A 25249-nucleotide genomic window follows, 5' to 3' on the forward strand; every position below is an offset into this window, starting at 1 on the left:
AGACTTACAAATTTTGACCTTTATTTCCGATTTCTGCAAGGCAAAATAATGCCAACAAAAGCACAATGGCAGGCGAGGAAGCAGGGAAATGTCGGGCCCGATCAGGCACATCGTGATGTGGCGGCTGCGCGGGGAGACCCAAGAGGAGCGCTCGGCCGCCCGGATCAAGGTCAAGACCCTGTTCGAGGGCCTCAAGGGCCGCATCGACGGCCTCACCCATATCGAAGTCGGCATGGATGTCAGTGCGGTCGATTACGCCTGCGACGTCGTCCTGTTCTCTGAATTCACCGATGAAGCCGCGCTCAGCGCCTACGCCAACCATCCAGAGCATCTGCGGGTCCGCGAGGCATTGGGCGACTTGCGGATCGGGCGCTTCCAGGTTGATTATCCCATCAAAGAGACCGGCGCATGATCGGTTCGTTCACTTTTGAAAACCTGCCCTGCCGCGTCGTGTTCGGCAGCGGAACGTTGGCGAGCGCCAAGGCCGAGGTCGAGCGGCTCGGCGGCACACGCGCGCTGGTGCTGACGACGCCGCAGCAGGAGGCGCAGGGCAAGAGCCTTGGTGCTGCACTCGGCCCGCTCTATGCCGGCATCTTTCCCGGCGCGACCATGCACACGCCGGTCGAGGTCACCGAGCGTGCGCTCGCGGCGATGAAGGCGTGCGAGGCCGACTGCGTCGTCTCGCTCGGCGGCGGCTCGACCACCGGCCTTGGCAAGGCGCTGGCGTTGCGCACCGGCGTGAACCAGCTCTGCATTCCCACCACCTATGCCGGCTCGGAGATGACGCCGATCGTCGGCCAGACCGAGAACGGCCTGAAGACCACGGTGCGCGATGCGGCGATCCTGCCGGAGACCGTAATCTACGATGTCGATCTGACCCTGACGCTGCCGACGCGTCTCGCCGCAACATCCGGCATCAACGCGATCGCCCATGCGGTCGAGGCGCTGTATGCACGCGACGCCAATCCCGTGACATCGCTGATGGCCGAGGAAGGCATCCGTGCGCTGGCACGCGCCCTGCCCGCCATCGCCGCCAGGAGCGACGATCGCGAGGCCCGCACCGAAGCGCTCTATGGCGCCTGGCTGTGCGGCGTCTGCCTCGGCACCGTCGGCATGGCGCTGCATCACAAGCTCTGCCACACGCTCGGCGGCACTTTCGATCTGCCACATGCCGAGACGCACACCATCGTGCTGCCGCACGCGCTTGCCTACAACGCCCCGGCCGTGCCCGAGGCGATGGCGCGCATCTCGCGGGCGATCGGCGCGGCTGACGCACCGCAAGGTCTCTACGATCTCGCCAAGCGGCTGGGCGCGAAGCTGGCGCTGCGCGACGTCGGCATGCCCGAAAGCGGCATCGACAAGGCGGCCGATCTCGCGGTGACGAATGCCTACTGGAATCCGCGCCCGCTCGACCGCAACGCCATTCGCGACCTGATCGCACGCGCCTGGGCCGGCGAGCCGCCGGCCTCCATCAAAGCTGTGGCTTGACGCGATGCGGCGCACACTGATCAGATCCGCCATCGTCATCAGCATGGATGACGCGATCGGCGACCTCGCGACCGGCGACGTGCTGGTCGAGGGCAGCCGCATCGCCGACGTGCGGCCTTCGATCCACGTCGCAGCCGACACGGAGATCGTGAACGGCAAGGGCCGCATCGTCATTCCCGGACTGATCAACGCGCATATGCACACCTGGCAGACAGGCTTGCGCGGCTTTGCTGCCAACTGGACGTTGCTGGAATATTTCCGCCGCATGCATGCTGGACTTGCCACCGTATTCCGGCCCGAGGACATCCATATCGCAACGCTCGTCGGCGCGCTCAATCAGATCAATTGCGGCACCACCACGCTGGTCGACTGGTGCCACAACAATCCGACGCCTGATCATACCGACGCTGCGGTCCGCGGCCTGATTGAGAGCGGCATCCGCGCGGCCTTCTTCCACGGCTCGCCAAAACCCGAGCCGAAGCCGGGCGAGCCACATTTCTCGGAAGTGCCGCATCCGCGCCGCGAGGTCGAGCGGCTGCTGGCAGGCCTCCTCGCCGACCGCGACGGCCTCGTCACGCTGGGACTCGCCATTCTCGGCCCGCATTATTCGACGCTCGACGTTGCCATGCACGATTTTCGTTTGGCGCGGGAGCTGAACCTGACCGCATCGATGCATCAGGGCGGCGGTCCGGCCAAGACCCCGGGCGGCTGGGAAAAGCTGATCGAGGCCGGCCTCGTCGGCCCCGGCATCAACATCGTCCATGGCAACGACCTGCCTGATGATCTACTCGATCGTCTCGTCGATCTCGGCGTGTCGTTCTCGGTGACGCCGGAGAACGAGATGATCCAGGGCCATGGCTTCCCGATCACCGGCCGGCTGCTCAAGCGCGGCGTCCGCCCGACCATCGGCATCGACCTTGAATCCATTCTGGCCAGCGATCTCTTCTCGGCCGCCCGCGTCGCGCTGTCGATGCAGCGGGCGCTCGACAATGCGGAATCGCGCAAGACCAGCGGCACCATTCCAGCGACGACCACGATCCCGGTGCGCGAGGCGTTGCGCTGGATCACGACGGAAGGCGCCCGCATGCTCGGCCGCGAAGACCAGATCGGATCGCTGACACCGGGCAAGCTCGCCGACCTCGTCATCATCAACGCCAGCGATCTCAATCTCCACCCGGTGCACGATCCCGTCGCCACCGTTGTGATGCAGACGAGCCTTGCCAACATCGAGTCCGTCATGATCGGCGGCGCCTGGAAGAAGCGGAACGGCCAGCTGCTGGTCGAGGGGCTTGAAACGAAGAAACAACTTCTGGCGCAGTCCGGCCGGCGGCTGGTGCAGGACATCGAACGACAGGGGCGCGCCGTCTAGGCGTCTCAAGGACAACAACAATGACAAACACTTCGAAGAATGTCGCTATCATCGGGATCGGCAAGATGGGGCTGCCGATGTCGCTGCTCGTCGCCAAGGCTGGCTTCGCCGTCACAGCATTCGATCAGAGCGCAGCACGGATCAACGAGGCACGCACGCAAGGCATTTCGACTGCCGCCTCGCCCGCGGAGGCCGTGAGCGGCAAGGCGGCTGTCGTCACCTCCCTGCCCGATGACGTTGCGTTGCGCGGCGCTCTGCTTGGCTCCGCCGGCCTCATCGCCGCAATGGCACCCGGCGCCGTTCTGATCGAAACCAGCACCGTCAGCGTCGAAGCCTCCACTGAAGTCGCCGCCGGCGCGCAGGCGCGTGGCATTGCCTATCTTCGTGCGCCGGTCTCCGGCAACGCCAGCATCGTTCATACCGGCGCGCTAACTTGCTTCGTCTCGGGGCCGAAGGACGCCTTCGAGAACGCAAAACCGCTGTTCGGCGCCTTCACCCGCGCCCAGACCTATCTCGGGCCGGCCGAGGAAGCGCGCTACGCAAAGCTCTCGGTCAATCTGATGATCGCCGTGTCGGCGGCGATGATGGCGGAGAGCCTGGCACTGGCGCGCAAGGGCGGCATCGCCTGGCAGGACATCCTGAATGTGCTGCACGACAGCGCGGTCGCTTCACCCATGGTCAAGTACAAGACCGCGCCGCTCAGGACGCGCGATTTCGAGTCAACCTTCTCCTGCAAGCAGATGGCCAAGGATCTCGACCTGATCCTTGGTGCCGGCCATGCCGTCGGCGTGCCGCTTCAGCTCGCAGCCCAAGTGCGCGAGACCTATGGCTCGCTGGTCGCGCAGGGCGACGGCGACACCGATTTCATCGCCACCGTCAAGCATCTCGAGCGGCTGTCCGGCCTCGGCGAGCCAAAACTCTGATCCGCGGAGCCTCCTATGCGTAACTTCAACGAGAACACGATCACCGAGGCAGTGCTGGAGCGGATCGCGGGTTCAACCGATCGACGCATCAAAGAGGTCAGCGAAGCGCTGGTCCGGCATCTTCACGCCTTTGTCCGCGAGGTGCGTCCGACCCAGAAGGAATGGCAGTTCGGCATCGATTTCCTGACCCGCACCGGGCACATGTGCAACGACAAGCGCCAGGAATTCATCCTGCTGTCGGACACGCTCGGCGTCTCCATGCTGGTCGATGCGATCAACCATCCGGTACCGGAAGGCGCGACCGAGACCACGGTGCTCGGGCCATTCTTCGTGCAGGCCGCGCCGGAGAAGGAAAGTGGTGCCGATATCTCCGGCCCGATGGAAGGCGATCCGATGCTGGTCACCGGCTCGGTCTCGACCGTCGACGGCAAGCCGCTGGCGGGCGCCGTCGTCGACGTCTGGCATTCCGACGATGACGGCTATTACGACGTGCAGCAGCTCGACCAGATCGGCGATCTCGCGATGCGTGCGCGCTTCCATACCGACGCCAATGGCCGCTTCCATTTCTGGTCGATCAAGCCTGCCGCCTATCCGATCCCCCATGACGGCCCGGTCGGCGACATGCTGGAGGCGCAGGGACGCCATCCCTGGCGCCCCGCGCATGTTCACTTCATGATCTCGGCGCCCGGCTTCGAGCAGCTCGTGACGCACGTGTTCGTTGCCGGCGACCGATATCTCGACAGCGACGTGGTGTTCGGCGTCAAGGACAGCCTGATCCGGGAGTTCGTCCGTCATCCCGCCGGCCGTGCGCCGGATGGCCGCATGGTGGAGCGCGAATATTTTCATCTCAACTATGATTTCGGTTTGAAGCAGGTTGCGAGCAACGCAAGAGCCGCCTAAGCCGGACGACAACACAGCGGACCGGAAAGAGTCCGCGATCGGGTAGACAGGGAGCTGAGGATGGGACCGCAGGTCAGCGCGAGCATTTTGGCCGATCGCCTCACCGGCATGATCGGCCCGCGCGCGAGCGTTGCGCGCGGCGTGCTCGATCAGCATGGGCAGAGCGAGTCGCACTACCGGAGCCTGCCGCCCGACATCGTCGTCTTTCCTGAAACCACACAGGAGGTCGTCGAGATCGTCAAGCTGTGCGCGGGAGCGGGCATGCCGATCGTGCCGTTCGGCGTCGGCACCTCGCTCGAAGGCAATGCCGCTGCCGTCGCGGGCGGCGTCTGCTTCGACTTCGCGCGGATGAACAAGGTGCTGGCCGTGCACGACAGCGATATGGATGTCGTGGTGCAGCCCGGCATCACCCGCAAGCGGCTCAATGCGGAGCTGCGTAACACCGGGCTGTTCTTCCCGATCGATCCTGGCGCCGACGCCTCGATCGGCGGTATGACCTCGACGCGCGCCTCCGGCACCATGGCCGTGCGCTATGGCACCATGAAGGACAACGTCATGGCGCTCGAGGTGGTGCTGGCGGACGGCCGCGTGATCCGCACCGCCAGGCGTGCGCGAAAATCGGCAGCGGGCTATGACCTGACCCGCATGTTCGTCGGCGCGGAAGGCACGCTCGGCGTCATCACCGAGATCACGCTGAAGGTGCATCCCGTACCACAGGCGATCTCGGCTGCAATCTGCAGCTTCGACACGCTGCATGACGCCGTCGACACCGCGATCTCGGTGATTCAGTCCGCGATCCCGGTGGCCCGCATCGAGCTGCTCGACGATGTCATGATGGGCGGCATCAACGCCTACGCCAAGCTCGGCTATCGCGAGACCGCTACCCTGTTCTTCGAATTCCACGGTACCGAGGCGTCAGTCGCCGAGCAGGCGGAGGCCGCGCAGGCGATCGCCGCCGATCATGGCGGTCATGGCTTCGCCTGGGCCAAAGCACCGGAGGACCGCAGCCGGCTCTGGCACGCCCGCGACAACACGCTTTATGCCGGTTTGGGCCTGCGGCCCGGCGCGCGCGCGGTGATCACCGATGTCTGCGTGCCGATCTCGCGGCTGGCGGAATGCCTGACCGAGACGCGGCGGGACGCAGACGAGCACGGCTTCACCGCGCCGATCGTCGGCCATGTCGGCGACGGCAATTTTCACATGTTGATCCTGATCGACCCGGCCAAACCGGACGAGGCCGAAGGCGCCAAGGCGCTACAGGCCCGCATGGTCGCCCGCGCCATCGCAATGGACGGCACCTGCACCGGCGAGCACGGTATCGGGCTCGGCAAGATCGACTATCTCACCGATGAACTCGGCGAGGCCGTCGATGTGATGCGATCGATCAAGACTGCGCTCGATCCGAATGGCCTGATGAATCCTGGAAAGATCTTTGCGAGCGGGGCCAAAGCATGAGCGACGCGCTCCCGATCGAGGTCACCTCGCCCATGCCGCTGCTGGAGCTTCGCGGCATCCGCAAGGAATTCCCCGGCGTCAAGGCGCTGGATGACGTGTCCTTTGCCGTCTACCCCGGCGAAGTGCACATGCTGCTCGGCGAGAACGGCGCCGGCAAGTCGAGCCTGATGAAGGTGCTGTGCGGCGCCTATCGCGCTGACGCCGGTGAGTTTTTCTACAAGGGCGAGAACGTCGCGATCTCATCGACCGCGGATGCGCAGAAGCTCGGCATTGCCGTGATCTTCCAGGAATTCTCGCTGGTCCCCTATCTCGACATCGCCCAGAACATCTTCCTTGGACGTGAGCCGGGGGGACGCGTCCCCGGCACCATCGACCGCCGCAAGATCCTGGCCGATGCCAAGCGCGTGCTCGATACGATCGGTTTCGACATCGATCCCTCCACCATCGTCGACAAGCTCGGTGTGGCGCAGCAGCAGATGGTCGAGATCGCGAAAGCGATCAGCCAGGACGCCCGCATTCTCGTCATGGACGAGCCGACCGCGGCACTGTCCGACCGCGAGACCGAGCTGCTGTTCGCTTTGATCGCGCGACTAAAGGCCGACGGCGTCGCCATCGTCTATATCTCGCATCGCATGGCCGAGGTGTTCGCCATCGGAGATCGCATCACTGTGCTGCGTGACGGCCGCCGCATCGACGGCGTCAGGCCCGCCGACGTCACGCCGGACCAGCTCGTCCGCATGATGGTCGGCCGCAACGTCGACATGACCTATCCGCGCCACTTTGCCGACAAGCCGGGCGAGGTACTGCTGGAGGTCAAGGGCCTGACCGCGCCGACCGGCATCTCCGACATCAACATCGAGGTTCGCCGGGGCGAGATCGTCGGCCTGTGCGGCCTGGTCGGCTCCGGCCGCAGCGAGGTCGCGCGCGCCATCTTCGGCGCCGATCCCGTGACGTCAGGCGAGATCATCTTCGACGGCAAGACGATCTCGGGCGAGCCGGACCTCGCTGCCCGCCGCGGCATCGCGCTGATCCCGGAGAGCCGCAAGAGCGAGGGTCTCGCGCTGCTGCGGACGGTCAGCGACAATTTGGTGGTCTCGACGCTGAGGAAACTCTTTCCGAGCGGCCTGTTCGACCAACGCTCGGCCCAGCGCACCGCCGATGGCCTGATCCGGCAACTGCGCATTGCGACACCAAGCCCGCGCCAGACCGTCGGCCTGCTCTCCGGCGGCAACCAGCAGAAGGTCGTGATCGGAAAATGGCTGGCGGCCGGCTCAAAACTCTTCATCTTCGACGAGCCGACGCGCGGCATCGACATCGGCGCCAAGTCCGAGATTTTTGCGCTGATCGACCGCCTCGTCGCCGAAGGCGCGGCCGCGCTGATGATCTCGTCCGAGCAGATCGAGATCTGCCACGTTTGCGACCGCGCCTATGTGATGCGCGAGGGTCGCATCGCCGGGCATCTGACGCGAAACGAACTGACCGAGGAAAACATCGTGCGACTGGGGATGCATCATGCGTGAGGCCGCGGTCGCTTCAGAACCCCATCCGCTGCAACGCATTCCCGGCGTTGCCATCGTGCTGGTGCTGCTCATCGCCCTGTTCGGCGCGATCGCGCCCGGCTTCCTGTCGGTCGCCAACCTCTCCAACGTGCTGGTGCAGTCGACCATCCTGACCATGCTCGCCCTGCCGATGACCTTGATCATCATGACCGAAGGGCTGGACCTGTCGATGGGCGCGGTGCTGACGCTGACCTCGCTTTGCGTCGCCATCGTCTCGCTTGCGACCAAGTCGATGCTGCTGGGCCTGGGCGCCGGCCTCTTGGTCGGTGCGGCCTTTGGCACGGTCAACGGCTGGCTGGTCGCGATCCTGGGCATTCCGCCGTTCGTCGCGACGTTGGGCACGCTCGGCATGGCGCAAGGCCTGTCGCTGATCGTCAGCGACGGCCAGAGCGTGGTCGGCATCCCTCACAGCGTGCGCGACATCTATTCGGCGACGCTGCTTGGCATACCCGTGCCGATCGTGATGGCGCTGGTCACCTACGCAGCGTTCCACGGCCTGCTCTATCACACCCGCTTCGGCACCTACATTTTCGCGCTCGGCGGCAACCGCGAAGCCTTGCGCTATGCCGGTCTGTCGCCGAGCAGGCTGCTGATCGCGGTCTACGCGATCGGCGGCGCCATGGCGGGCATCGCTGGCCTGTTGATGACGGCGCGGATGAATTCCGGGCACCCCACCGCCGGCCTCGGCCTGGAATTCGATGCCATCGCCGCCGTCGCCGTCGGCGGCACCTCGTTCGAGCGCGGCAATGGCTGGCTGCTCGGCACCCTGCTCGGGGTCCTTTCCGTCGGCGTACTCCGCAACGGGCTCAACCTGATCTCGCTGCCGTCCTCGGTGCAGGTCGCCAGCGTCGGCGTGCTCGTCATCGTCGCGCTGTTCCTCGATGGTCTCAGGAGCCGCGCATGACCGACATCACCAAAGAGGCGATCATGCCGCCCCGCTCCTTCCTGTCGCAGGACGCGATCCAGGTGTTCTACCGCCTGCTCGCTGCACTCCTGATCTGCGCGGTGCTTGCCGTGCTCAGCGATTCCTTCCTGAGCCTCGGCAACATCCTCAATGTGCTCCGCCAGGCCAGCCTGACCTTCTTCATCGCCTCCGGCCTGACGCTGGTGGTGCTGACCGCGGGCCTTGATCTGTCCGTCGGTGCCAATGTCGCGCTGTCCGCCTGCATCGCCGGCACCGTGATCCACAAGACCGGCTCGCCGGCGCTCGGCATCCTCACCGGGCTCGCCTGCGGCGGGCTCGTTGGCCTCCTCAACGGCATCATGGTCACGGCGCTGCGCATCCCCTCCTTCATCGCCACCTATGGCATGCTCTGGGTGCTGAACGGCCTGACCTATTGGTACATGGCGGGCGAGACGCTGCACGGCTTTCCGGCAGGCTTCCGCCAGATCGGCAGCGGCTATCTGTTCGGCCTGCCGATTCCGGTCTATCTGCTGCTGGTGTTTCTCGGAATCGGGACGCTGTTCGCGCAGCGCACGATCTGGGGCCAGGAGATCTATGCGATCGGGGCCAATCCGGTCGCGGCGCGCCTCTCGGGCATTCCGGTGGCGCGGCGCCTGCTACTGGTCTACGCCGTCTCCGGCATCATGGCCGGCCTCGCCTCGATCATCTTCCTGTCGCGGCTCAATTCAGCCGAAGCCGACATCGGCGAAAGCCTGACCCTGCCCGCGATCGCGGCGGTGCTGATCGGCGGCACCTCGCTGTTCGGCGGCGTCGGCACCGTGTTCGGCACCTTCATCGGCGCGCTGATCCTGACCCTGGTGCTGAACGGCATGAACCTGCTCTCGGTCAGCGCCAATTGGCAGCCGCTCGTCACCGGCATCATCGTCATTCTCGCGGTCTGGCTCGACATGAAGACGCGCCGGCGCACGCAATGAGTTTCTAAGCGTTCCAACAAGCAAAACGAGGGATGGAGGCAATATGAAACAGAAACTGGGTTACCTTGCGCTGCCGCTGCTGATGGCGGCTGCGCTCACCAGCGAGGTGCGCGCCGACGGCGAGACCATCGCCGTCTTCACCAAAAACCAGACCAACCCGTTCTTCCAGACGGTGCGGGTCGGCGCCGACAACATGGCGAAGGCGCTGAACGCGAAGACGCTGCAATACATCCCGACCAAGCCGGATTCGATCCCCGAGCAGCTCAGCCAGATCGAGGACGTCGTGGTGAAGAAGCCGAGCGCGATCGTGTTCACGCCGGTCGATTACAAGGCGATGGTGCCGGGCGTCGAGAAGATCAACGAGGCCAAGATTCCCGTCGTCAACATCACCGACCGTTCCGCCGGCGGAAAATTCCTGTCCTTCGTCGGCGCCGACGATTACAGCCTTGGCTTGGAGACCGCGCGCTTTCTGCTCAAGACGCTCGGCGGCAAGGGCAACATCGTCATCATCGAGGGCGTCAAGGGATCACTGACCAATGTCGACCGCGTCCGCGGCTTCAACGACGCGCTGAAGGAGGCGCCCGGCGCCAAGCTCTTGGCCTCGCAACCGGGCAATTACCAGCGGCTGCAGGCGCTCCAGGTCATGGAGAACCTGATGCAGTCGAATTCGCAGATCGACGGCGTGCTTGCCGCCAACGACGCCATGGCCGTCGGCGCGATCGAGGCGCTCGACGGCGCCAACCGCAAGGCGCAGGTGATCGGCATCAACGGCACCAAGGAGGCGATCGACGCGATCAAGTCCGGCAAGCTGCTCGCGAGCGGCGACTACAACGGATTTGCGCAAGGCTGCCTCGGCACCATGATGACGATCCGCGCTTTGCGCAATCAGCCGGTCATCGCCGAGATCGTGCTGAAGCCGACCGTGATCACCAAGGACAATTACCAGCCGTTCGACGTGCCGCTGGAGCAGCGCACCTGCCCGACCTTCGAGGACGCCAGCAAGCTCGGGGCCAAGTAAGCTCATCCATCACATCCGGGCGGTCGCTTCGGCGGCCGTCCCAAGAACCAAGGTCAAGAAACGGAGACCCCATGCTGTTCGCCATTCACGCCGTCGACCGCGCCGGCGCGCTGCCGACCCGGCTCGCCAATTACGATGCGCACAAGGCGTTTCTGAGCGATACCTCGCGCTTCGGCGTCAAGATCGTAATGTCGGGGCCGCTCGTCTCCGACGACAGCCAGACGATGATGGGCAGCCTGTTCCTGGTCGAGGCGCCCGGCCGCGCCGAGGTCGAGACCTTCAATCGCGCCGATCCGTTTGCCGCCGCCGGCATCTGGGAAAAGGTCACGATCACGGGCTTCCTGCGCCGGCAGGGTTGAGATCAGCCCCATCAAAAGCGCGAAAACAACCCCATGCACAGTAGAACCGGGCTTGTTTTTGCTGACGAATTTCCAACGCGAATTTCACCCTCTAGCTGCTCGTCGTCGCCGCGCCCTCTTCGAGATGACAGGCCACCCACTGCTCAGGACCGGCCGCGCGAAGCACCGGCTCTTCGACCCGGCAGCGGTCGAAGACGAACGGGCAGCGGGTATGGAAGCGACATCCCTTCGGCGGATTGATCGGGCTCGGCACGTCGCCCTTGAGGATGATGGGATTGCGCTGGGCGCCAGGTTCGGGCAGCGGCACCGCGGACAGCAGCGCTTTGGTATAGGGATGTCTGGGCGCGGCAAAGATCTCGCGGCGCGGCGCCACCTCCACGATCTTGCCGAGATACATCACCGCGACGCGGTGGGTCATGTGCTCGACGATGGCGAGGTCGTGGCTGATGAACAAGAGCGCGAGGCCGAACTCGCTCTGGAGATCCTGCAAGAGATTGACGATCTGCGCCTTGACCGAAACGTCGAGCGCGGAGACCGCCTCGTCGCATACGATCAGCTCGGGATCGGCCGCCAGCGCCCGCGCGATGCCAACGCGCTGACGCTGGCCGCCGGAGAATTCGTGCGGCCTGCGGTTCAACGCCTCGCGCGGCAGTCGCACGGTGTCCATCAGCGCCGTGAGGCGAACTTCGAGATCCTCGGCGGATTTGGCGAGGCCGAAATTGCGGATCGGCTCGGCCAGAATGTCGCGCACCCGCATGCGGGGATTGAGGCTGGAGAATGGATCCTGGAACACGACCTGCACGCGCCGGCGCATCTGGCGCATCGTGCTTGGTGCAGCATCGTCAATACGCTGGCCGTCGAGGATCACCTGTCCGGCGGTGATGTCGAACAGCCGCAGGATGGCGCGACCGACCGTCGACTTGCCGCAACCGGACTCGCCGACCAGCGACAGCGTCTCGCCGCGCGCGATCTCGAAGGAGACGCCGTCGACCGCATAGACGAACTCGGACTTGCGGCTGAACAGGCCGGCCTTGACCGGAAAATGCTTCTTGAGATCGTTGACCTGGAGTAGCGGAGGGCTCATGCCGCGACGGCTCCCTTGGCCGCGTAGTGACAGGCGGCGATGTGGCGCGGGCCCTTCTCTTCGAGCCCCGGCGCGTATTGACGGCAAAGATCGGTCGCGAGCGCGCAGCGGCCGGCGAAGACGCAGCCGCTGATCGGCTTGCGCAGATCGGGCACCTGCCCGGGAATCTCGGCCAGCCGCCTCGCGGTGCCCGTCAGCGAGGAGCCGAGCCGAGGCACAGCACCTAACAGGCCTTGCGTATAGGGATGGCGCGGCGAACGGAACAGCTCGGCGACCGGCGCTTCCTCGACCTTGCGGCCGGCATACATCACCATGACGCGCTCAGCGATCTCGGCGACGACGCCGAGATCGTGGGTGATCAGGATGATCGCGGCGCCGACCCGGCGCTTCAGATCCAGCATCAGCTTGAGGATCTGCGCCTGGATCGTCACGTCGAGCGCGGTTGTGGGCTCGTCCGCAATCAGGAGCTTCGGATTACAGGCGAGCGCGATCGCGATCATGACGCGCTGGCGCATGCCGCCGGAGAGCTGGTGCGGATACTCGCGCACCCGCCGCTTCGGCTCGGGAATGCCGACCAGCGTCAGCATTTCGATCGCGTGTGTCTCGGCGGCCTGCTTATCCAGGCCCTGATGGATCATCAGGGTCTCGCGGATCTGGCGGCCGACGGTCAGGACCGGATTGAGACTCGTCATCGGCTCCTGGAAGATCATCGAGATGTCGTTGCCGCGGATCGCGCGCATCTCGCGGTCAGACAGATTCAGGAGATCTTTGCCCGCAAAGCGGATGCTGCCAGCGATCCTGCCCGGCGGCTCCGGGATCAGGCGCATCAGGGACATCGAGGTCACCGACTTACCGCAACCGGATTCGCCGACGATGGCGAGCGTCTCGCCTTCGTCGACATGGAAGGACACGCCGTCCACCGCGCGGTTGATGCCGCCGGGGGTGCGGAAATGGGTCTGGAGATTGTCGACTTCGAGCAATGCCATCGCGATCAGCCTCGATCCATCACAGGCAACATCACAGGCTCTTGGCCATGCGCGGGTCGAGCGCGTCGCGAAGGCCGTCGCCGAGCAGGTTCACCGCGAGCACGGTGATGGACAGGAAGGCCGCCGGAAAGAACACGATGTAGGGCTTGACCTGCCACAGCGCGCGGCCCTCGGCCATGATGTTGCCCCAGGATGGAATGGTCGGCGGCGTGCCGGCGCCGATGAAGGACAGGATCGCCTCGGTGATCATGGCGCTGGCGCAGATATAGGTCGCCTGCACCAGCATCGGCGCAACCGTGTTCGGCAGGATGTGGCGCAAAATGATCATGGGCGTGCGCGTGCCGCAGGCCACGGCGGCATCCACATAGGCCTGCTCGCGCAAGGACAGCACGACGCTGCGAACGAGACGCGAGACGCGTGGGATCTCGGCGACAGTGATCGCGAGGATGACGTTCCCGACACTGCCGCGCGTCAGCGCCATCAGCGCGATCGCGAGCAGGATCGGCGGGATCGACATCAGACCGTCCATGAAGCGCATCAGGATGCCGTCGGCCCAGCGGATGAAGCCGGAGACCATGCCGATGGCAAGCCCCGCAGCGGATGCGAAGATCGCGACCGATAGCCCGACCGTGAGCGAAACCCGCGCACCGAACAGCACGCGCGAATAGATATCGCGGCCGAGCACGTCGGTGCCGAACCAGAAATCAGCCGACGGCGCCCGCGTGCGTTTGGCTGGCGCGAGCGCGGTCGGATCGACCGTCCCGAGATATGGCGCAAAAATCGCGATCAGGACCAGCGTCAGCAGCAGTGCGGCGCCGATCGCGACGGTGGGATGGCCGCGGAGGAGGCCGACGAAGCCGCGTCGGATCCTGACCGGCCGGAGAATCTCCGGCAATTGCGGCGCGAGGACGAGGCCGGTGGGAAGCGATTGCGGATCGACGGTCGTGTCGGTCAATAGCGGATCCTCGGGTCAACGAGCGTGTAGATGACGTCGATCATCAGATTGACGAGGACGTAGACGAAGCTGAACAGCAGCACGATGCCCTGGATGACGGGATAGTCGCGCCGCAGGATCGCGTCGATCGTGAGCCGGCCGAGGCCGGGAATCGCGAACACGCTCTCCGTCACGACCGCACCGCCGATCAGGAGCGCGATGCCGATTCCGATCACCGTCACGATCGGCACCGCCGCGTTCTTGAGCGCGTGAATGAACAGGATGCCGCCCTGCCCGAGGCCCTTGGCCTTGGCGGTGCGGATATAGTCCTGCTGCAACACTTCGAGCATGGCGGCGCGGGTGATGCGTGCGACCAGCGCGATGTAGACACAACCGAGCGCGATTGCCGGCAGAATCAGGTTCTCGAGCCACGGCCAGAAGCCTGAGCTGAGCGGCGTGTAGCCTTGCACCGGAAGCCATTCGAGCTCGAGCGCGAAGATGTAGGCGAGCATATAGCCGACCACGAAGACAGGCAGCGAGAAGCCGAACACGGCAAAGCCCATGATGACGCGGTCGATCAGGCTGCCCGCTTTCCACGCCGCCACGACGCCGAGCGGCACCGCCACCGCGATCGTGAGCAGCAGCGTGACGATCATCAGCGACAGCGTCGGTCCGAGGCGCTGTCCGATCATCGCCGACACCGGCAGGTTGGTGAAGATCGAGGTGCCGAGATCGCCGTGCAGGATGCGCCAGACCCAGCCACCGAACTGGATCAGGAAGGGTCGGTCGAGACCGAGGCTCTGGCGGATGCGCTCCACATCCTCCGGACTCGCCTGGTCGCCAGCGATCACCACGGCAGGATCACCCGGCGCGATGTAGAGCAGGCTGAACACGAACAGCGCGACGATAGCCATGACCGGAAGGGTCGCGACGATGCGACGGAGGATGAAGGAGAGCATCTGGCCTCAGCGCGCGATCATGCAGACTTCGACACACCCCAGAAGAACGGCAGCGGCCCCTTGGCGATGCCGGAGACGTTCTTGCGCCAAGCCGTGTAGGTCAGGAAGAAGCCGGTCGGCGCGTAGACGACATCCTCGAGCGCCGCCTTGTTGACCCGCCCGATCGCCGCTTTCTCTTCCTCGAGATTCTTGGCGTCGAACCAGCCCGTGATCTCCTTTTCGGTATTCGGGCTGTTGGGCCAGCCGAACCAGGCCTTGTCGCCGTTGGCGCGGATGGCGGTGTAGGCGGCGGGCGTGATGCAGTCGGCGCCGGCATGCCAGCTGTGGAACATGTTCCAGCCGCCCTGCCCCGGCGGCGTCTTCGCCGCACGGCGGGAGCCAACCGTGCCCCAGTCGGTGGCGACGAAGTCGACATTCATGCCGAGCTTCTTGAGAAGATCGGCCGTGACGTCGCCTTGCGCCTTCGTGATCGGCTGGTCCTGCGCCACCAGGCACGTCACCGGCTGGCCGGCATAGCCGCTCTCGGCGAGCAGCTTCTTGGCCGCGTCGAGATCGCGCTTGCCCTTGAGGATCTCGCCGCCCAGCTCGCTGTAGAGCGGGGTATCGGGCGTGAAGAAGCCGGGCAGCGGCTTCCACAGTGCGGTATCGTCGCCGACGATCGCGCGCATGTAGTCTTCCTGGCTCATCGCCATCAGCACCGCGCGCCTTGCCCGCACATCGTTGAACGGCGCGAACAGATGGTTCATGCGGAACGAGCCGATATTGCCGAGGGGATCGCCGATATCGACGCTGATGTTCTTGTTCTTCTTAAGGACGGGCACGAGATCGGCGATCGGGTTTTCCCACCAGTCGACCTCGCCGTTCTGCAAGGCGGCCGCCGCTGTGGCCGGATCCGGCATCACGATCCATTCCACGCGATCGACCATCATCTGCTTGCCGCCGGCAAGCCACGATGCCTTCTCCTGGCGCGGCACGTAGTCGGCGAACTTCTCGAACACGGCCTTGGCGCCAGGCACCCACTCGCCCTTGGCGAACTTCATCGGACCCGAGCCGACATACTCCGTGATCTGCTTGAAGGGATCGGTCTTCGCAATGCGCTCGGGCATGATGAAGGAGCACGGCGCGTTGTTCTTGGCCAGCGCGTAGAGCATTTTCGGGAACGGCTGCTTCAAGACCCATTTGAAGGTGCGGTCGTCGACGGCGGTCAATTCCTGCTGGATCGCGATGATCATCAGGCCCATCGGATCGCGCGCCGCCCAGCGCGACAGGCTCGCGACGACGTCCTTGGCCAGCACCGGCTCGCCGTCGTGAAACTTGAGACCAGGCCGCAAGCGGAACGTCCAGGCCTTGCCGTCGTCGGAGGTCTCCTCGGACTCGACCATCTGGCGCTGCGGCTGAAGCTGCGCGTCGATGCCGTAGAGCGTGTCCCAGACCAGCGCGGCCGCATTACGCACGACATATTGCGTGCCCCAGATCGGATCGAAATTGGCGAGATTGGCCTGGGGCACGAAGCGCAGGGTGCGGGCCGACGCGCCTTGCGCGATGGCCGGTGCCGAGAGGCCGGTCAATGCCAGACCGCCCGCGCCAGCCAGTCCCTTCAATACGGTCCTGCGATCCATGAAGTCCTCCCAGTAATGCCGTGATGCCGGCCATCGTTGGCCAAGAGCAGGTGAAGCCAGAGCCCATTGGCGTGCAAATGGTATGCCACTAACCGGCCCTTCGCCAGCAGGATCTCATCGCGATTTGGGCGGGCCCTAGCCTCAACTCAGACCTCACAGAGCCGACGCCAGCATCTCGCCGGTCTCGATATGCGGGATCGCCTCGACCAGCTTGCGCGTGTAGTCGGTCTTCGGATTGTCGAACAGCGCCCGGCTCTCGCCCTGCTCCACGATGCCGCCATTGCGCAGCACGATGGTGCGGTCGCAGAGCATGCGCACCACGTTGAGATCGTGGCTGACGAACAGCAGCGCGATGTCGTTCTCGCGCCGCAGGCGGTCGAGCAATTGCAGCACCACCGCCTGCACCGAGACATCGAGCGCGGCGGTCGGCTCGTCCAGCACCAGGAGCCGCGGCCGGCAGGCAATGGCACGGGCGATGCCGACGCGGGCCTTCTGGCCGCCGGAGAGCTGATGCGGAAAGCGCGGCAACAGATCCCGCGGCAATCCGACCCTCTCGGCGCATTCTTCGACCCGTTGGCGCAGGGCCTCGCCCGCACGCATGCCATCGAGCCGCAGCAGCGGGTGTGCGATACAATCGTAGGCCGTAAACCGCGGATTGAGGCTCTCGTTCGGATCCTGGAACACCATCTGGATGTCTTTACGCAGGGGCGAACGGTGAAAGTCGCGTGAGGCGACGTGACCGATCGAATGCCCATCGAACACGATGTCGCCTTCGCTCGGGTCGATCAGCCGGCAGATCATCCGCGACGTCGTGCTCTTGCCGGACCCGGACTCGCCGACGAGCCCGACGGCCTCGCCGCCGGCCATCGTCATCGAGAAGTCGGCAACCGCCGCGGAGCCCTGGTCGAAGCGTTTTGCCAATTTCCGCACCTCCAGGAGCGGCGGCGTGCCGTGCGCGGGCTCCGGCCGGGGCTTGCCGTTAACGGCCGTGTGGCGCTCCCGGTCCTCCTCCGCCACGAGGTCTTCGATGCGAGACGTCGCGGTCGGCGATGCGGCGACCAGACGTCTGGTGTAGGCATGCCGAGGTGCGCTGAAGAGAGCTTTGGGACGCGCCTCTTCGACGATGCGGCCCCGCTCCATCACGGCGATACGGCGGCAATAGCGCGCCGCCAGTCCGAGATCGTGCGTGATCAGGATCGTGGCCATGCCGCGCGCCGCGGCGATGTCCGCCAGAAGATCCATCGCCACCTTCTGGGTGGTGACGTCGAGGCCGGTGGTCGGCTCGTCCGCGATCAGAAGCGCGGGATTGCAGGAGATCGCGATCGCGATCATGACTCGCTGGCACATGCCGCCGGAGAGCTCGTGCGGATAGGCGTTCATCCGCGCCTCGGGATCGCGGATCTGCACCGCGCGCAGCAGGTCCAGCGCCTCCGCACGCGCGGCCTCCTTCGATATCTTCTTATGTGTCAGGATCGCGTCCGCGATCTGCAAGCCGATCGCCCGGATCGGATTGAGCGCCGCGCGCGGGTTCTGGAAGATCATCGACATCGCGGCGCCCTGGAGATGACGGAGGTCATCTCCCCTGAGCTTCGTCACATCCTGTCCGCGAAACAGGATCTTGCCGCCAGTGACCCGGCCGGCCGTATCGAGCAGCCGTGTCGTGGCAAAGCCGGTGACGGATTTGCCCGAACCGCTCTCGCCGACAAGGCCGAGCATCTCGCCCTTCTCGACCGAGAGAGTCACTCCGCGCACAGCTTCGACCATCCCGCGCCGCGTCGAGAACGCGACGTGGAGATCGTCGATCTTGAGCAGCTCCTCACTCATGTGCGCATCCTGGGATCGAGAATGTCCCGCATCCCGTCACCGAGGAGATTGAAGCACAGCACGGCCAGCATCAGCGCGAGGCCCGGAAAGGCGACCAGCCACCATCGCCCCGTCGAGATGAAACGCGCGCCCTCCGCGACCATGATGCCCCATTCCGGCGTCGGCGGCCTGACGCCCAGGCCGATGAAGGACAGGCCGGCGGCATTCAATATGGCCCAGCCGAGATTGAGCGAGATCTGCACCGCCATCGCCGGCAGGATGTTCGGCAGCAGGAAGCGCAGCACCACTGAGAAATGGCTCTCGCCGCAGGCGCGCGCCGCCTCGACCCAGCCGACATCGCGCCTGACATTGACCTCGGCGCGCGCGAAGCGAATGTAGAAGGGAAGATTGATGATCGCGGTCGCGATCACGATGTTCTCGATCCGGTTGCCGAGGGCCGCGACCATGGCCATCGCCAGCACGAAGAGCGGAAAGGCCATCATGACGTCGACGAAACGCCCGACCGCGCGATCAAGCCGGCCGCCGGCATAACCACAGAAGGAACCGACCACCGCGCCGATCAGGAAGGAGATACCAACTGCCGAGACCGCAATTGCAAGGTCGAGTCGCGCGGCAATCATGAGGCGGCTGAACACGTCGCGGCCGAGCTGGTCCGTGCCGGCAATGTGCGCCGCGCTCGGCGGCAGCAGGGCCTGCGAGACATTCGAGGCCACGGCGTCATAGGGCACGATCCACGGTCCGAAGATCGCCACCAGGACGAAGAGGAATACGCCGGTCGCAGCGACGGCGGTCAGCGGATTGCCGCGCAGGATCCAGACCGAATGGCGGAGGGTCGCGCTGGTCATCCGATCGACACCCTGGGATCGGCGATGCCGTAGCAGATATCCACGACCAAATTGACCAGCACGAACAGGCTCGCCATCAGCAGCACGAAACCCTGCACCGGCGCGTAGTCGGAGGACAGCAGCGCATCGAGCGCATAGGAGGCAACGCCGGGCCAGGAGAACACCTTTTCCACCAGCACGTTGGCGCCCAGCATGGTCGAGAACACGATGCCGGCGATGGTGATGACGGGAAGGATCGCGTTACGCAGTGCGTAGGTCACGACCACCTTGTGCCAGGACAATCCGACCGAGCGCGCGGTGCGCACGAAATCGCTGCCGAGCGACACCAGCATCGAGGCCCGGGTGATCCGCGCCAGCGGTGCGATCACGAACAAAGCCATGCTCACCGCCGGCAGGATCAGTTGCCTGCAGGCCGTCCACCAGCCTTCGATATCGCCGGCAAGCAGGAAATCGATCGAGAGGAACCCGGTGTGTTGCGGCGGCAGCGAGGTGAAAACGTCGATCCGACCGGTCGGATCGGGCGCGAGCCCGAGCAGATAATAAAAGACGTAGATCAGCAGCAGGCCCGAGACGAAGGTCGGCACGCAGACGCCGAGCGCGCAGAACAGCCGCACGCCGTGATCGACCACCGATCCCGGACGCAGCGCCGCCATCACGCCGAGCGGCACCGCCGCAATCAGCGCGATCAGCAGCGCGGTGAAGGTGAGCTCCAGCGAGGCCGGCAGCCGCTCGCGCAGGTCCTTCAGCACCGGCTGCCCCGTCATCATGGAGCGGCCGAGATTGCCGCGGCCGATGTCGGAGAGATAGAACACGAGTTGCTCCGGCACCGATTTGTCGAGCCCCATTTGCTTGCGGATCTGCTCGATCTCCTCTTTGCCGGCGTTGGGCCCCGAGGCGAAGAACACCGCGGGGTCGCCGGGCAACACGCGCATCAACAGAAAGGTGAAGACCAGCACACCGAACAGCGCCGGCAGCGACGACAGAAGCCGCCTGCCCGCCCGCACCATCGTTGCGCCAAGACCAGTCATCACCTTTCAGAGCTCCTTTCGCCTGACGCTATCACTTGCGGCTGACGTCGCGATAGTCGATCTGGCGGTGAAACTCGTAGGTGTAGCCCTCGATCGAGGACGCCATCACCGCATCCTGGTTGGGCTGCCACAGCATGACCTGCGGCATCAAGTCGGCATGCATCGCATTGAGCTTGCGGCCGGCCTCCTCGTACTTGGCCTTGTCCGGCTCAAAGCGGGCTTCCTGTGCGATTGCGGCGAGCTCGGGATTGTTGATCGAGCTGTAATTCCAGCGCTGATTGCCGGTGTAGAAGTTGCGATAGAAATAGTCGGTCGAGGGCAGCCAGGCGACGATGCCTTCGGTGAAGAAAGGTAGCTTCTTCTCGTTGATCTGCGTCGACATCTGAGCGTCCGGCAGCTTCTGGATGTCGACCTTGATCCCGATCTTGGCAAGCGACTCCTTCACCAGCGCAGCCATCGGCTCGGCGGTCGAGGCCTGGCCGACATTGAAGCTGAACGTGGTCGAGAAGCCTTCCGGCAGGCCTGCAGCCTTCAGATATTCCCTGGCCTTGTCGAGATCCATCTTCACCGGCTGCTGGAACGGATAGATGCCGTTGAGCGGCTTTCCGTCCGGCCAGCTCGCACCGAACAAAGGCGCGCCGCGGCCAAACAGAGCGGCCTTGAACATGTCGTCATAGGGCAGCGCGAAGGCGATGGCGCGGCGGACATTGACGTTGTCGAAGGGCGGGATCTGGTTGTTCATCGAGACGAAGGTGATCGAATTGTACTGCGGTGTTGAAATCACCTTGAGCTTGCCCTTGGCCTCCAGCGATTGCACGTCGCTCGCCTGGAGATCGACCACGAGGTCGGCATCGCCGCGCTCGACCAGGTTAGCGCGGGTCGCCGGCTCCGGCACCGACTGGATGATCACGCGCTTGAAGAAGGCCGGCTTATCGGGTGAGCCGCGGTTCCAGGCCTCGTTGCGCTTAGCGATTACCTGCTCGCCCGGCTTGAAGCTCTCGATCACATAGGCGCCGCTGCCGGCGGTGTGCTCCTTCAACCAGGCGGTGGCCCAGGGGTCATCCGCGGTCGCGTGCTCCTTGGCGATCTTCGAGTTGATGATCATGGGATAGACGGTGGCGAGATTGGGCAGCGCAAGCTTGTCGGGCTTGGGCAACGTCACCTCGATGGTGAGAGAATCGATCACCTTGAACTGATCAGCCGACGTCAGGGAGCCCGTGAGCAGCTGCGCCTTGCCGAGGATCGGCGCAGTGACGCAGCGATCGAGCGACCATTTGACGTCGTCAGCCGTCACTGGCGAGCCGTCCTGGAACTTGGCATCCTTGCGCAGGCGGAATGTGATCCTCAAGCCGTCGGGGCTGACCTCGTAGGATTCAGCGAGCTCGCCCGTGATCTTGTCGAGATCGAACACCCATTTGCCGTCGAGCTGCTTGCGGCCGAACGCCACGAGCCGGTCATAGGTACTCATGCTCAGCGCGAAGGATTCGCGCGTCGAGCCCGGGATGTTGGGATCGAGCGTGTTGACCGATGCGCCCGTCACATAACGCAGCGTTTCCGCCCGCGTTTGCGCCTGCACAGGCGCGGTGGCGATGAGCAACAGCGCCGTAGTGGCGAGGACCGAGGACGTCAGCCTGAAAGACACAAAACGCATTCGTTTTTCCCTGAATTTCGAACCAGAACGCCAGCGAGGGTAGGTTAAGGAGAAAGCAAGTTGCGCGCCAGTCTCATGGCGTTCTTGCGGACACTTGGGCGCGGTGAGCGCATCATTCATGCCGCGAGCCAGCCGCCGTCGACCACCATCACCGTGCCGGTCGTGAACGAGGACGCATCGCTGGCGAGGTGCAGGGCTGCCTGCGCGATCTCCTCAGGCACGCCGAACCGCTTCATGGCGTGGCGATTGCGAGAGGCCTCGCGCACTTCGTCCGGATTGGCATGGCGGGCGAAGCTGCGGAGCAGCATCGGCGTATCGATCGCACCCGGCGCGATGGCGTTGACGCGGATACCGTCCGCGGCAAAATCCACGGCCATCGTCCGCGTCAGGCTGACGACGGCTCCTTTCGCGGCGATGTAGGCGCTGTTGCCCTTGCCGCCGGCCATCGCGAGCTGCGAGGCCAGCGTGATGATCGAGCCGCCCTTCTGCCGCTGCATCTGCCGCACGGCGGCTCGCGCCCACAGCCAGGTGCCGCCGACATTGGTGCGGAACACCGCGTCCCAGTCTTCCGGGCTCGTCGTCAGGATCGTGCCGCCGCAGGAGAAGCCGGCGGCGGTCATGAGGACGTCGAGCCTCCCGTGCCTCGCTATGACGTCGCCGACCACGGTCTCGGCCAGAGCGGCATCGCCGACGTCGCCGACGTGAATTATGGCCTCGCCGATCAGGTTTAGCGTTTCCTGCAGGCCCGCCGCATCGCGATCGACGAGAGCCAGCCGCGCGCCCTCCTCCGCGAACAGCTTTGCGCTGGCGCGGCCGATGCCCGAGCCCGCTCCCGTGATGATGGCCGTGCGCCCCTGCAGCCGCATGTCAAACGCCCCCTCGATGCTGCATCCACCAGCCGCTCATATGGGCCGCTGACTCCACGCAGCCGAAACGGGCGCGCCAGCCGAATTCGTCGGCCATCCGCGCGACCGAGAGCGGCGCGCGGTGCCGCCCATGCAACTTGGTGAACGTCTTTTCTTCCGGCCCCGCCAGCCGGCATTGCAGGCCGGAATGCAGCGCAGCGAACGCCTCACCCCATTGCAGCGCGGACCAATTTGCACCGCTGGAGATGTTGTAGAGACGATGGCGCGGGCGCTCGGCTTCGATCAGCACGGCCACGGCTTCGGCAGCATCGATGGCGTAAATCCAATCCTTCATCCCCAGCCCCGGCATGAGCGCCGGCATGCCGCGCGCAAACGCGGCCAGGATCTGGAACTGGAGGCTCGGCGTATCGCGCACTGAGCCGGGCCGCTCCCACGGACCGAACACGGCACTTAAGCGGACGTTCAGGAAATCGCCGCCAAAGAGTTCGGCGTGGCGGGCCACGGACCGCTCGGACGTGAACTTGCTGATGGCGTAGAGCGAGACGGGATCGCAAGGCGTTTCCTCGTCCAGGACTTCGAACCGCGCACCTGATGCGCCATAGGCCGATGCCGATGACAGATTGACGACCCGCCGGACACCATGGCGGATCGCCGCGAGTAGAATGGGGATCTGCGCCATCACGTTGATCTCAAGGACGCGCGCAGTCGATGCACGCTCGAGCTTCTCGCCGGCCGTAACCGCCGCGCCGAGCACGATCGTATCGCATCCCTCGGCAATGAGGGCGTCGATGCCTTCTGAGTCGGTGATATCGCCCTGAACGACCTTGAGCCGTTCGCGATACTCGCCCAGCGATCGCTGCGCAGCCGCAGGCAGCGGTGCACGATCATACAGCGTCACCTCGTGCCCGCGCGCGAGCAGCACCTCGGCGAGATTGAGGCCGACAAAACCGGTGCCGCCGAAGATGACGATCTTCATCGCGCGCTGTCCGCCGTCACAGCAGTCTTGCTCCAAAATTCCGTTCCGGATCCATGTCGACGTCCAGCCGGCCGGTGGGCTTCGCCGCCTCGCCGCCGCTGCGCGCCAAAAACTTGCCGCTGCCGGGGCTCGCGAGGCACTTGTCGCCGTCGATGATGACACGGCCACGCGAGAGCGTGGTCACCGGCCAGCCCTTCAGCCTACGGCCTGCAAAGGGCGTGTAGCCGGCGAGATCGTGCATCGTCTCGTCGGCGATGGTGACCTCGCGGTTGGGATCCCAGATCGCGATATCGGCGTCGGCGCCGACTGCGATCGAGCCCTTGCGCGGATGCAGATTGTAGATCTTGGCCGGCGCCGTCGCGGTAAGCTCCACGAATTTTTCCAGACCCAGCCGGCCCTTCGACACCATCGCGTCGAACAGCAGCGGCAGCCGCAGCTCCAGCCCCGGCAGGCCATTGGCAACCTGCTTGAAGCTCGGATTGGGCCCGGCGCGCAGCTTTCCGGTTTCGTCAAAGCGATACGGCGCATGATCCGACGAGATGGTCTGGAGATCGCCGAGCGATAGCGCCTGCCACAGCGCCTCCTGATCCGCATGCGTGCGCGGCGGCGGACTGCACATCCACTTGGCGCCCTCAGAGCCAGGCTTGTCGAGGTCGGCGGCGGTGAGGAACAGATATTGCGGACAGGTCTCGGCAAAGACCTTCAGCCCCTGCCCGCGCGAGTCGCGGATCACCTTGGCGCCCTCGGCGGTGGAGACATGGAAGATCATGATGGGCTGGTCGATCAATGCCGCCATGCCGATCAGACGCGTGAAGGCCTCGGCCTCCGACACGCGGGCGTGACTGACGGCATGGTATTTCGGCATGGTGTAGCCGCGCGCAAGCAGCCGCTTCACCATCCAGGCGATGATGCCGTGGTTTTCGGCATGCGCGCACAACATCGCGCCGGACTGGCGCGCGGCAAGGAGGATGTCGAGCAAAGGCTCGTCGTCGACCTTGAGCCGGTCGTAGGTCATGAAGATCTTGATCGAAGCGTGCCCCTGCTTCACCAGTGCCGGAATATGCTCCTCGACCGTCTCCTTGGTCGCGTCCGCGATGATCATGTGAAAGGCGTAGTCGATCACGGCGCCCTTCTTCGCCAGCGCATGATAATCCTCGACCACTTGCGGCAGCTTCATGCCGACATGCTGAGCCGCGAACGGGATCACCGTGGTGGTGCCGCCGAACGCCGCCGAGACGGTCGCGCTCTCGAACGTATCGGCGTTCATGATGCCGGCTGCGGACAGCTGCTCGATATGGGCGTGGCTATCGACGCCGCCGGGCAGCACCAGCTTGCCGCGCGCGTCGATCTCGCGCTTGGCCTGTGGAAGCCCGCGGCCGATGGCTGCGATGGTCTCGCCGGAGATGGCAACGTCGGCCTCGAAAACGTCGGTCGTGGTGGCGACGCGTCCGCCGCGGATGATCAGGTCGTAGCTGGGTTCAGTCATCAGGCACTCCGTGATAGGCTTGGGCAAATCATCTCCATGTCG

At 65.0% G+C, this 25249-nt stretch carries 23 protein-coding genes; 11 read left to right on the forward strand and 12 right to left on the reverse strand.

Annotation, left to right across the window (positions count from 1 at the left end; translation table 11 throughout):
- Positions 1-88 precede the first annotated feature (88 nt).
- The 11 genes from XH84_RS27230 (at position 89) to XH84_RS27280 (ending at position 10949) form a co-directional block, all read left to right on the forward strand.
- A complete protein-coding gene (locus XH84_RS27230) occupies positions 89-412 on the forward strand; it encodes a Dabb family protein (protein WP_128922555.1) in 324 nt (107 codons plus the stop codon).
- Complete coding sequence (locus XH84_RS27235; protein WP_128922556.1) at positions 409-1488, forward strand: maleylacetate reductase; 1080 nt, start codon at positions 409-411, stop codon at positions 1486-1488. Before XH84_RS27230 ends, XH84_RS27235 begins: the two co-directional genes overlap by 4 nt.
- A 4-nt stretch (positions 1489-1492) precedes the next feature.
- Positions 1493-2857, forward strand: coding sequence for an amidohydrolase family protein (locus tag XH84_RS27240; RefSeq protein WP_128922557.1), 1365 nt, complete (start codon positions 1493-1495; stop codon positions 2855-2857).
- 20 nt (positions 2858-2877) lie between these two features.
- A complete protein-coding gene (locus XH84_RS27245; protein WP_128922558.1) occupies positions 2878-3780 on the forward strand; it encodes an NAD(P)-dependent oxidoreductase in 903 nt (300 codons plus the stop codon).
- 15 nt (positions 3781-3795) lie between these two features.
- Entirely contained in the window at positions 3796-4680 is an 885-nt protein-coding gene (locus XH84_RS27250; RefSeq protein WP_128922559.1) for an intradiol ring-cleavage dioxygenase, read from the forward strand.
- Between the two features lie 60 nt (positions 4681-4740).
- Positions 4741-6135 (forward strand): FAD-linked oxidase C-terminal domain-containing protein, encoded by a 1395-nt coding sequence (locus XH84_RS27255; RefSeq protein ID WP_128922560.1) that lies wholly within the window; start codon positions 4741-4743, stop codon positions 6133-6135.
- Complete coding sequence (locus tag XH84_RS27260) at positions 6132-7655, forward strand: sugar ABC transporter ATP-binding protein (protein WP_128922561.1); 1524 nt, start codon at positions 6132-6134, stop codon at positions 7653-7655. The genes XH84_RS27255 and XH84_RS27260 overlap by 4 nt, the downstream gene beginning before the upstream one ends.
- The gene (locus tag XH84_RS27265) at positions 7648-8598 is read left to right on the forward strand and encodes an ABC transporter permease (RefSeq protein WP_128922562.1); all 951 of its coding nucleotides are present in this window, start codon (positions 7648-7650) and stop codon (positions 8596-8598) included. Before XH84_RS27260 ends, XH84_RS27265 begins: the two co-directional genes overlap by 8 nt.
- On the forward strand, positions 8595-9572 hold the full coding sequence (locus XH84_RS27270; protein WP_128922563.1) for an ABC transporter permease: 978 nt from the start codon (positions 8595-8597) through the stop codon (positions 9570-9572). Before XH84_RS27265 ends, XH84_RS27270 begins: the two co-directional genes overlap by 4 nt.
- Before the next feature lie 43 nt (positions 9573-9615).
- On the forward strand, positions 9616-10590 hold the full coding sequence (locus XH84_RS27275) for a sugar ABC transporter substrate-binding protein (RefSeq protein ID WP_128922564.1): 975 nt from the start codon (positions 9616-9618) through the stop codon (positions 10588-10590).
- A 71-nt stretch (positions 10591-10661) separates the two neighbouring features.
- On the forward strand, positions 10662-10949 hold the full coding sequence (locus tag XH84_RS27280) for a YciI family protein (protein WP_128922565.1): 288 nt from the start codon (positions 10662-10664) through the stop codon (positions 10947-10949).
- Between the two features lie 91 nt (positions 10950-11040).
- Here the strand turns inward: XH84_RS27280 and XH84_RS27285 are convergent, their stop codons facing one another.
- From XH84_RS27285 to hydA, 12 genes are all read right to left on the reverse strand, one after another.
- Positions 11041-12033 carry an ABC transporter ATP-binding protein gene (locus XH84_RS27285; RefSeq protein WP_128922566.1) on the reverse strand — a complete coding sequence of 331 codons (993 nt, stop codon included), beginning with the start codon at positions 12031-12033 and terminating at the stop codon, positions 11041-11043.
- Complete coding sequence (locus XH84_RS27290; protein WP_164936641.1) at positions 12030-13019, reverse strand: ABC transporter ATP-binding protein; 990 nt, start codon at positions 13017-13019, stop codon at positions 12030-12032. The genes XH84_RS27285 and XH84_RS27290 overlap by 4 nt, the downstream gene beginning before the upstream one ends.
- A gap of 31 nt (positions 13020-13050) precedes the next feature.
- Positions 13051-13974 carry an ABC transporter permease gene (locus XH84_RS27295; RefSeq protein ID WP_128922568.1) on the reverse strand — a complete coding sequence of 308 codons (924 nt, stop codon included), beginning with the start codon at positions 13972-13974 and terminating at the stop codon, positions 13051-13053.
- The gene (locus XH84_RS27300; protein WP_128922569.1) at positions 13971-14912 is read right to left on the reverse strand and encodes an ABC transporter permease; all 942 of its coding nucleotides are present in this window, start codon (positions 14910-14912) and stop codon (positions 13971-13973) included. Before XH84_RS27300 ends, XH84_RS27295 begins: the two co-directional genes overlap by 4 nt.
- 17 nt (positions 14913-14929) lie before the next feature.
- Positions 14930-16531, reverse strand: a complete 1602-nt coding sequence (locus tag XH84_RS27305) for an ABC transporter substrate-binding protein (protein WP_128922570.1) — start codon at positions 16529-16531, stop codon at positions 14930-14932.
- Positions 16532-16684: 153 nt separating this feature from the next.
- Positions 16685-18355, reverse strand: a complete 1671-nt coding sequence (nikE, locus tag XH84_RS27310) for a nickel ABC transporter ATP-binding protein NikE (RefSeq protein ID WP_128922571.1) — start codon at positions 18353-18355, stop codon at positions 16685-16687.
- A complete protein-coding gene (locus tag XH84_RS27315) occupies positions 18352-19200 on the reverse strand; it encodes an ABC transporter permease (protein ID WP_128922572.1) in 849 nt (282 codons plus the stop codon). Before XH84_RS27315 ends, nikE begins: the two co-directional genes overlap by 4 nt.
- Positions 19197-20231, reverse strand: a complete 1035-nt coding sequence (locus XH84_RS27320) for an ABC transporter permease (RefSeq protein ID WP_128922573.1) — start codon at positions 20229-20231, stop codon at positions 19197-19199. Before XH84_RS27320 ends, XH84_RS27315 begins: the two co-directional genes overlap by 4 nt.
- A 28-nt stretch (positions 20232-20259) precedes the next feature.
- Complete coding sequence (locus tag XH84_RS27325; protein ID WP_128922574.1) at positions 20260-21879, reverse strand: ABC transporter substrate-binding protein; 1620 nt, start codon at positions 21877-21879, stop codon at positions 20260-20262.
- 116 nt (positions 21880-21995) lie between these two features.
- Entirely contained in the window at positions 21996-22745 is a 750-nt protein-coding gene (locus XH84_RS27330) for an SDR family oxidoreductase (RefSeq protein WP_128922575.1), read from the reverse strand.
- A gap of 1 nt (position 22746) precedes the next feature.
- A complete protein-coding gene (locus XH84_RS27335; RefSeq protein WP_128922576.1) occupies positions 22747-23721 on the reverse strand; it encodes an NAD-dependent epimerase/dehydratase family protein in 975 nt (324 codons plus the stop codon).
- Positions 23722-23737: 16 nt separating this feature from the next.
- Positions 23738-25207, reverse strand: coding sequence for a dihydropyrimidinase (gene hydA / locus XH84_RS27340; protein WP_128922577.1), 1470 nt, complete (start codon positions 25205-25207; stop codon positions 23738-23740).
- Positions 25208-25249: the final 42 nt, after the last annotated feature.

This window comes from Bradyrhizobium nanningense (assembly GCF_004114535.1).
GTDB classification, from domain to species: Bacteria; Pseudomonadota; Alphaproteobacteria; order Rhizobiales; family Xanthobacteraceae; genus Bradyrhizobium; species Bradyrhizobium nanningense.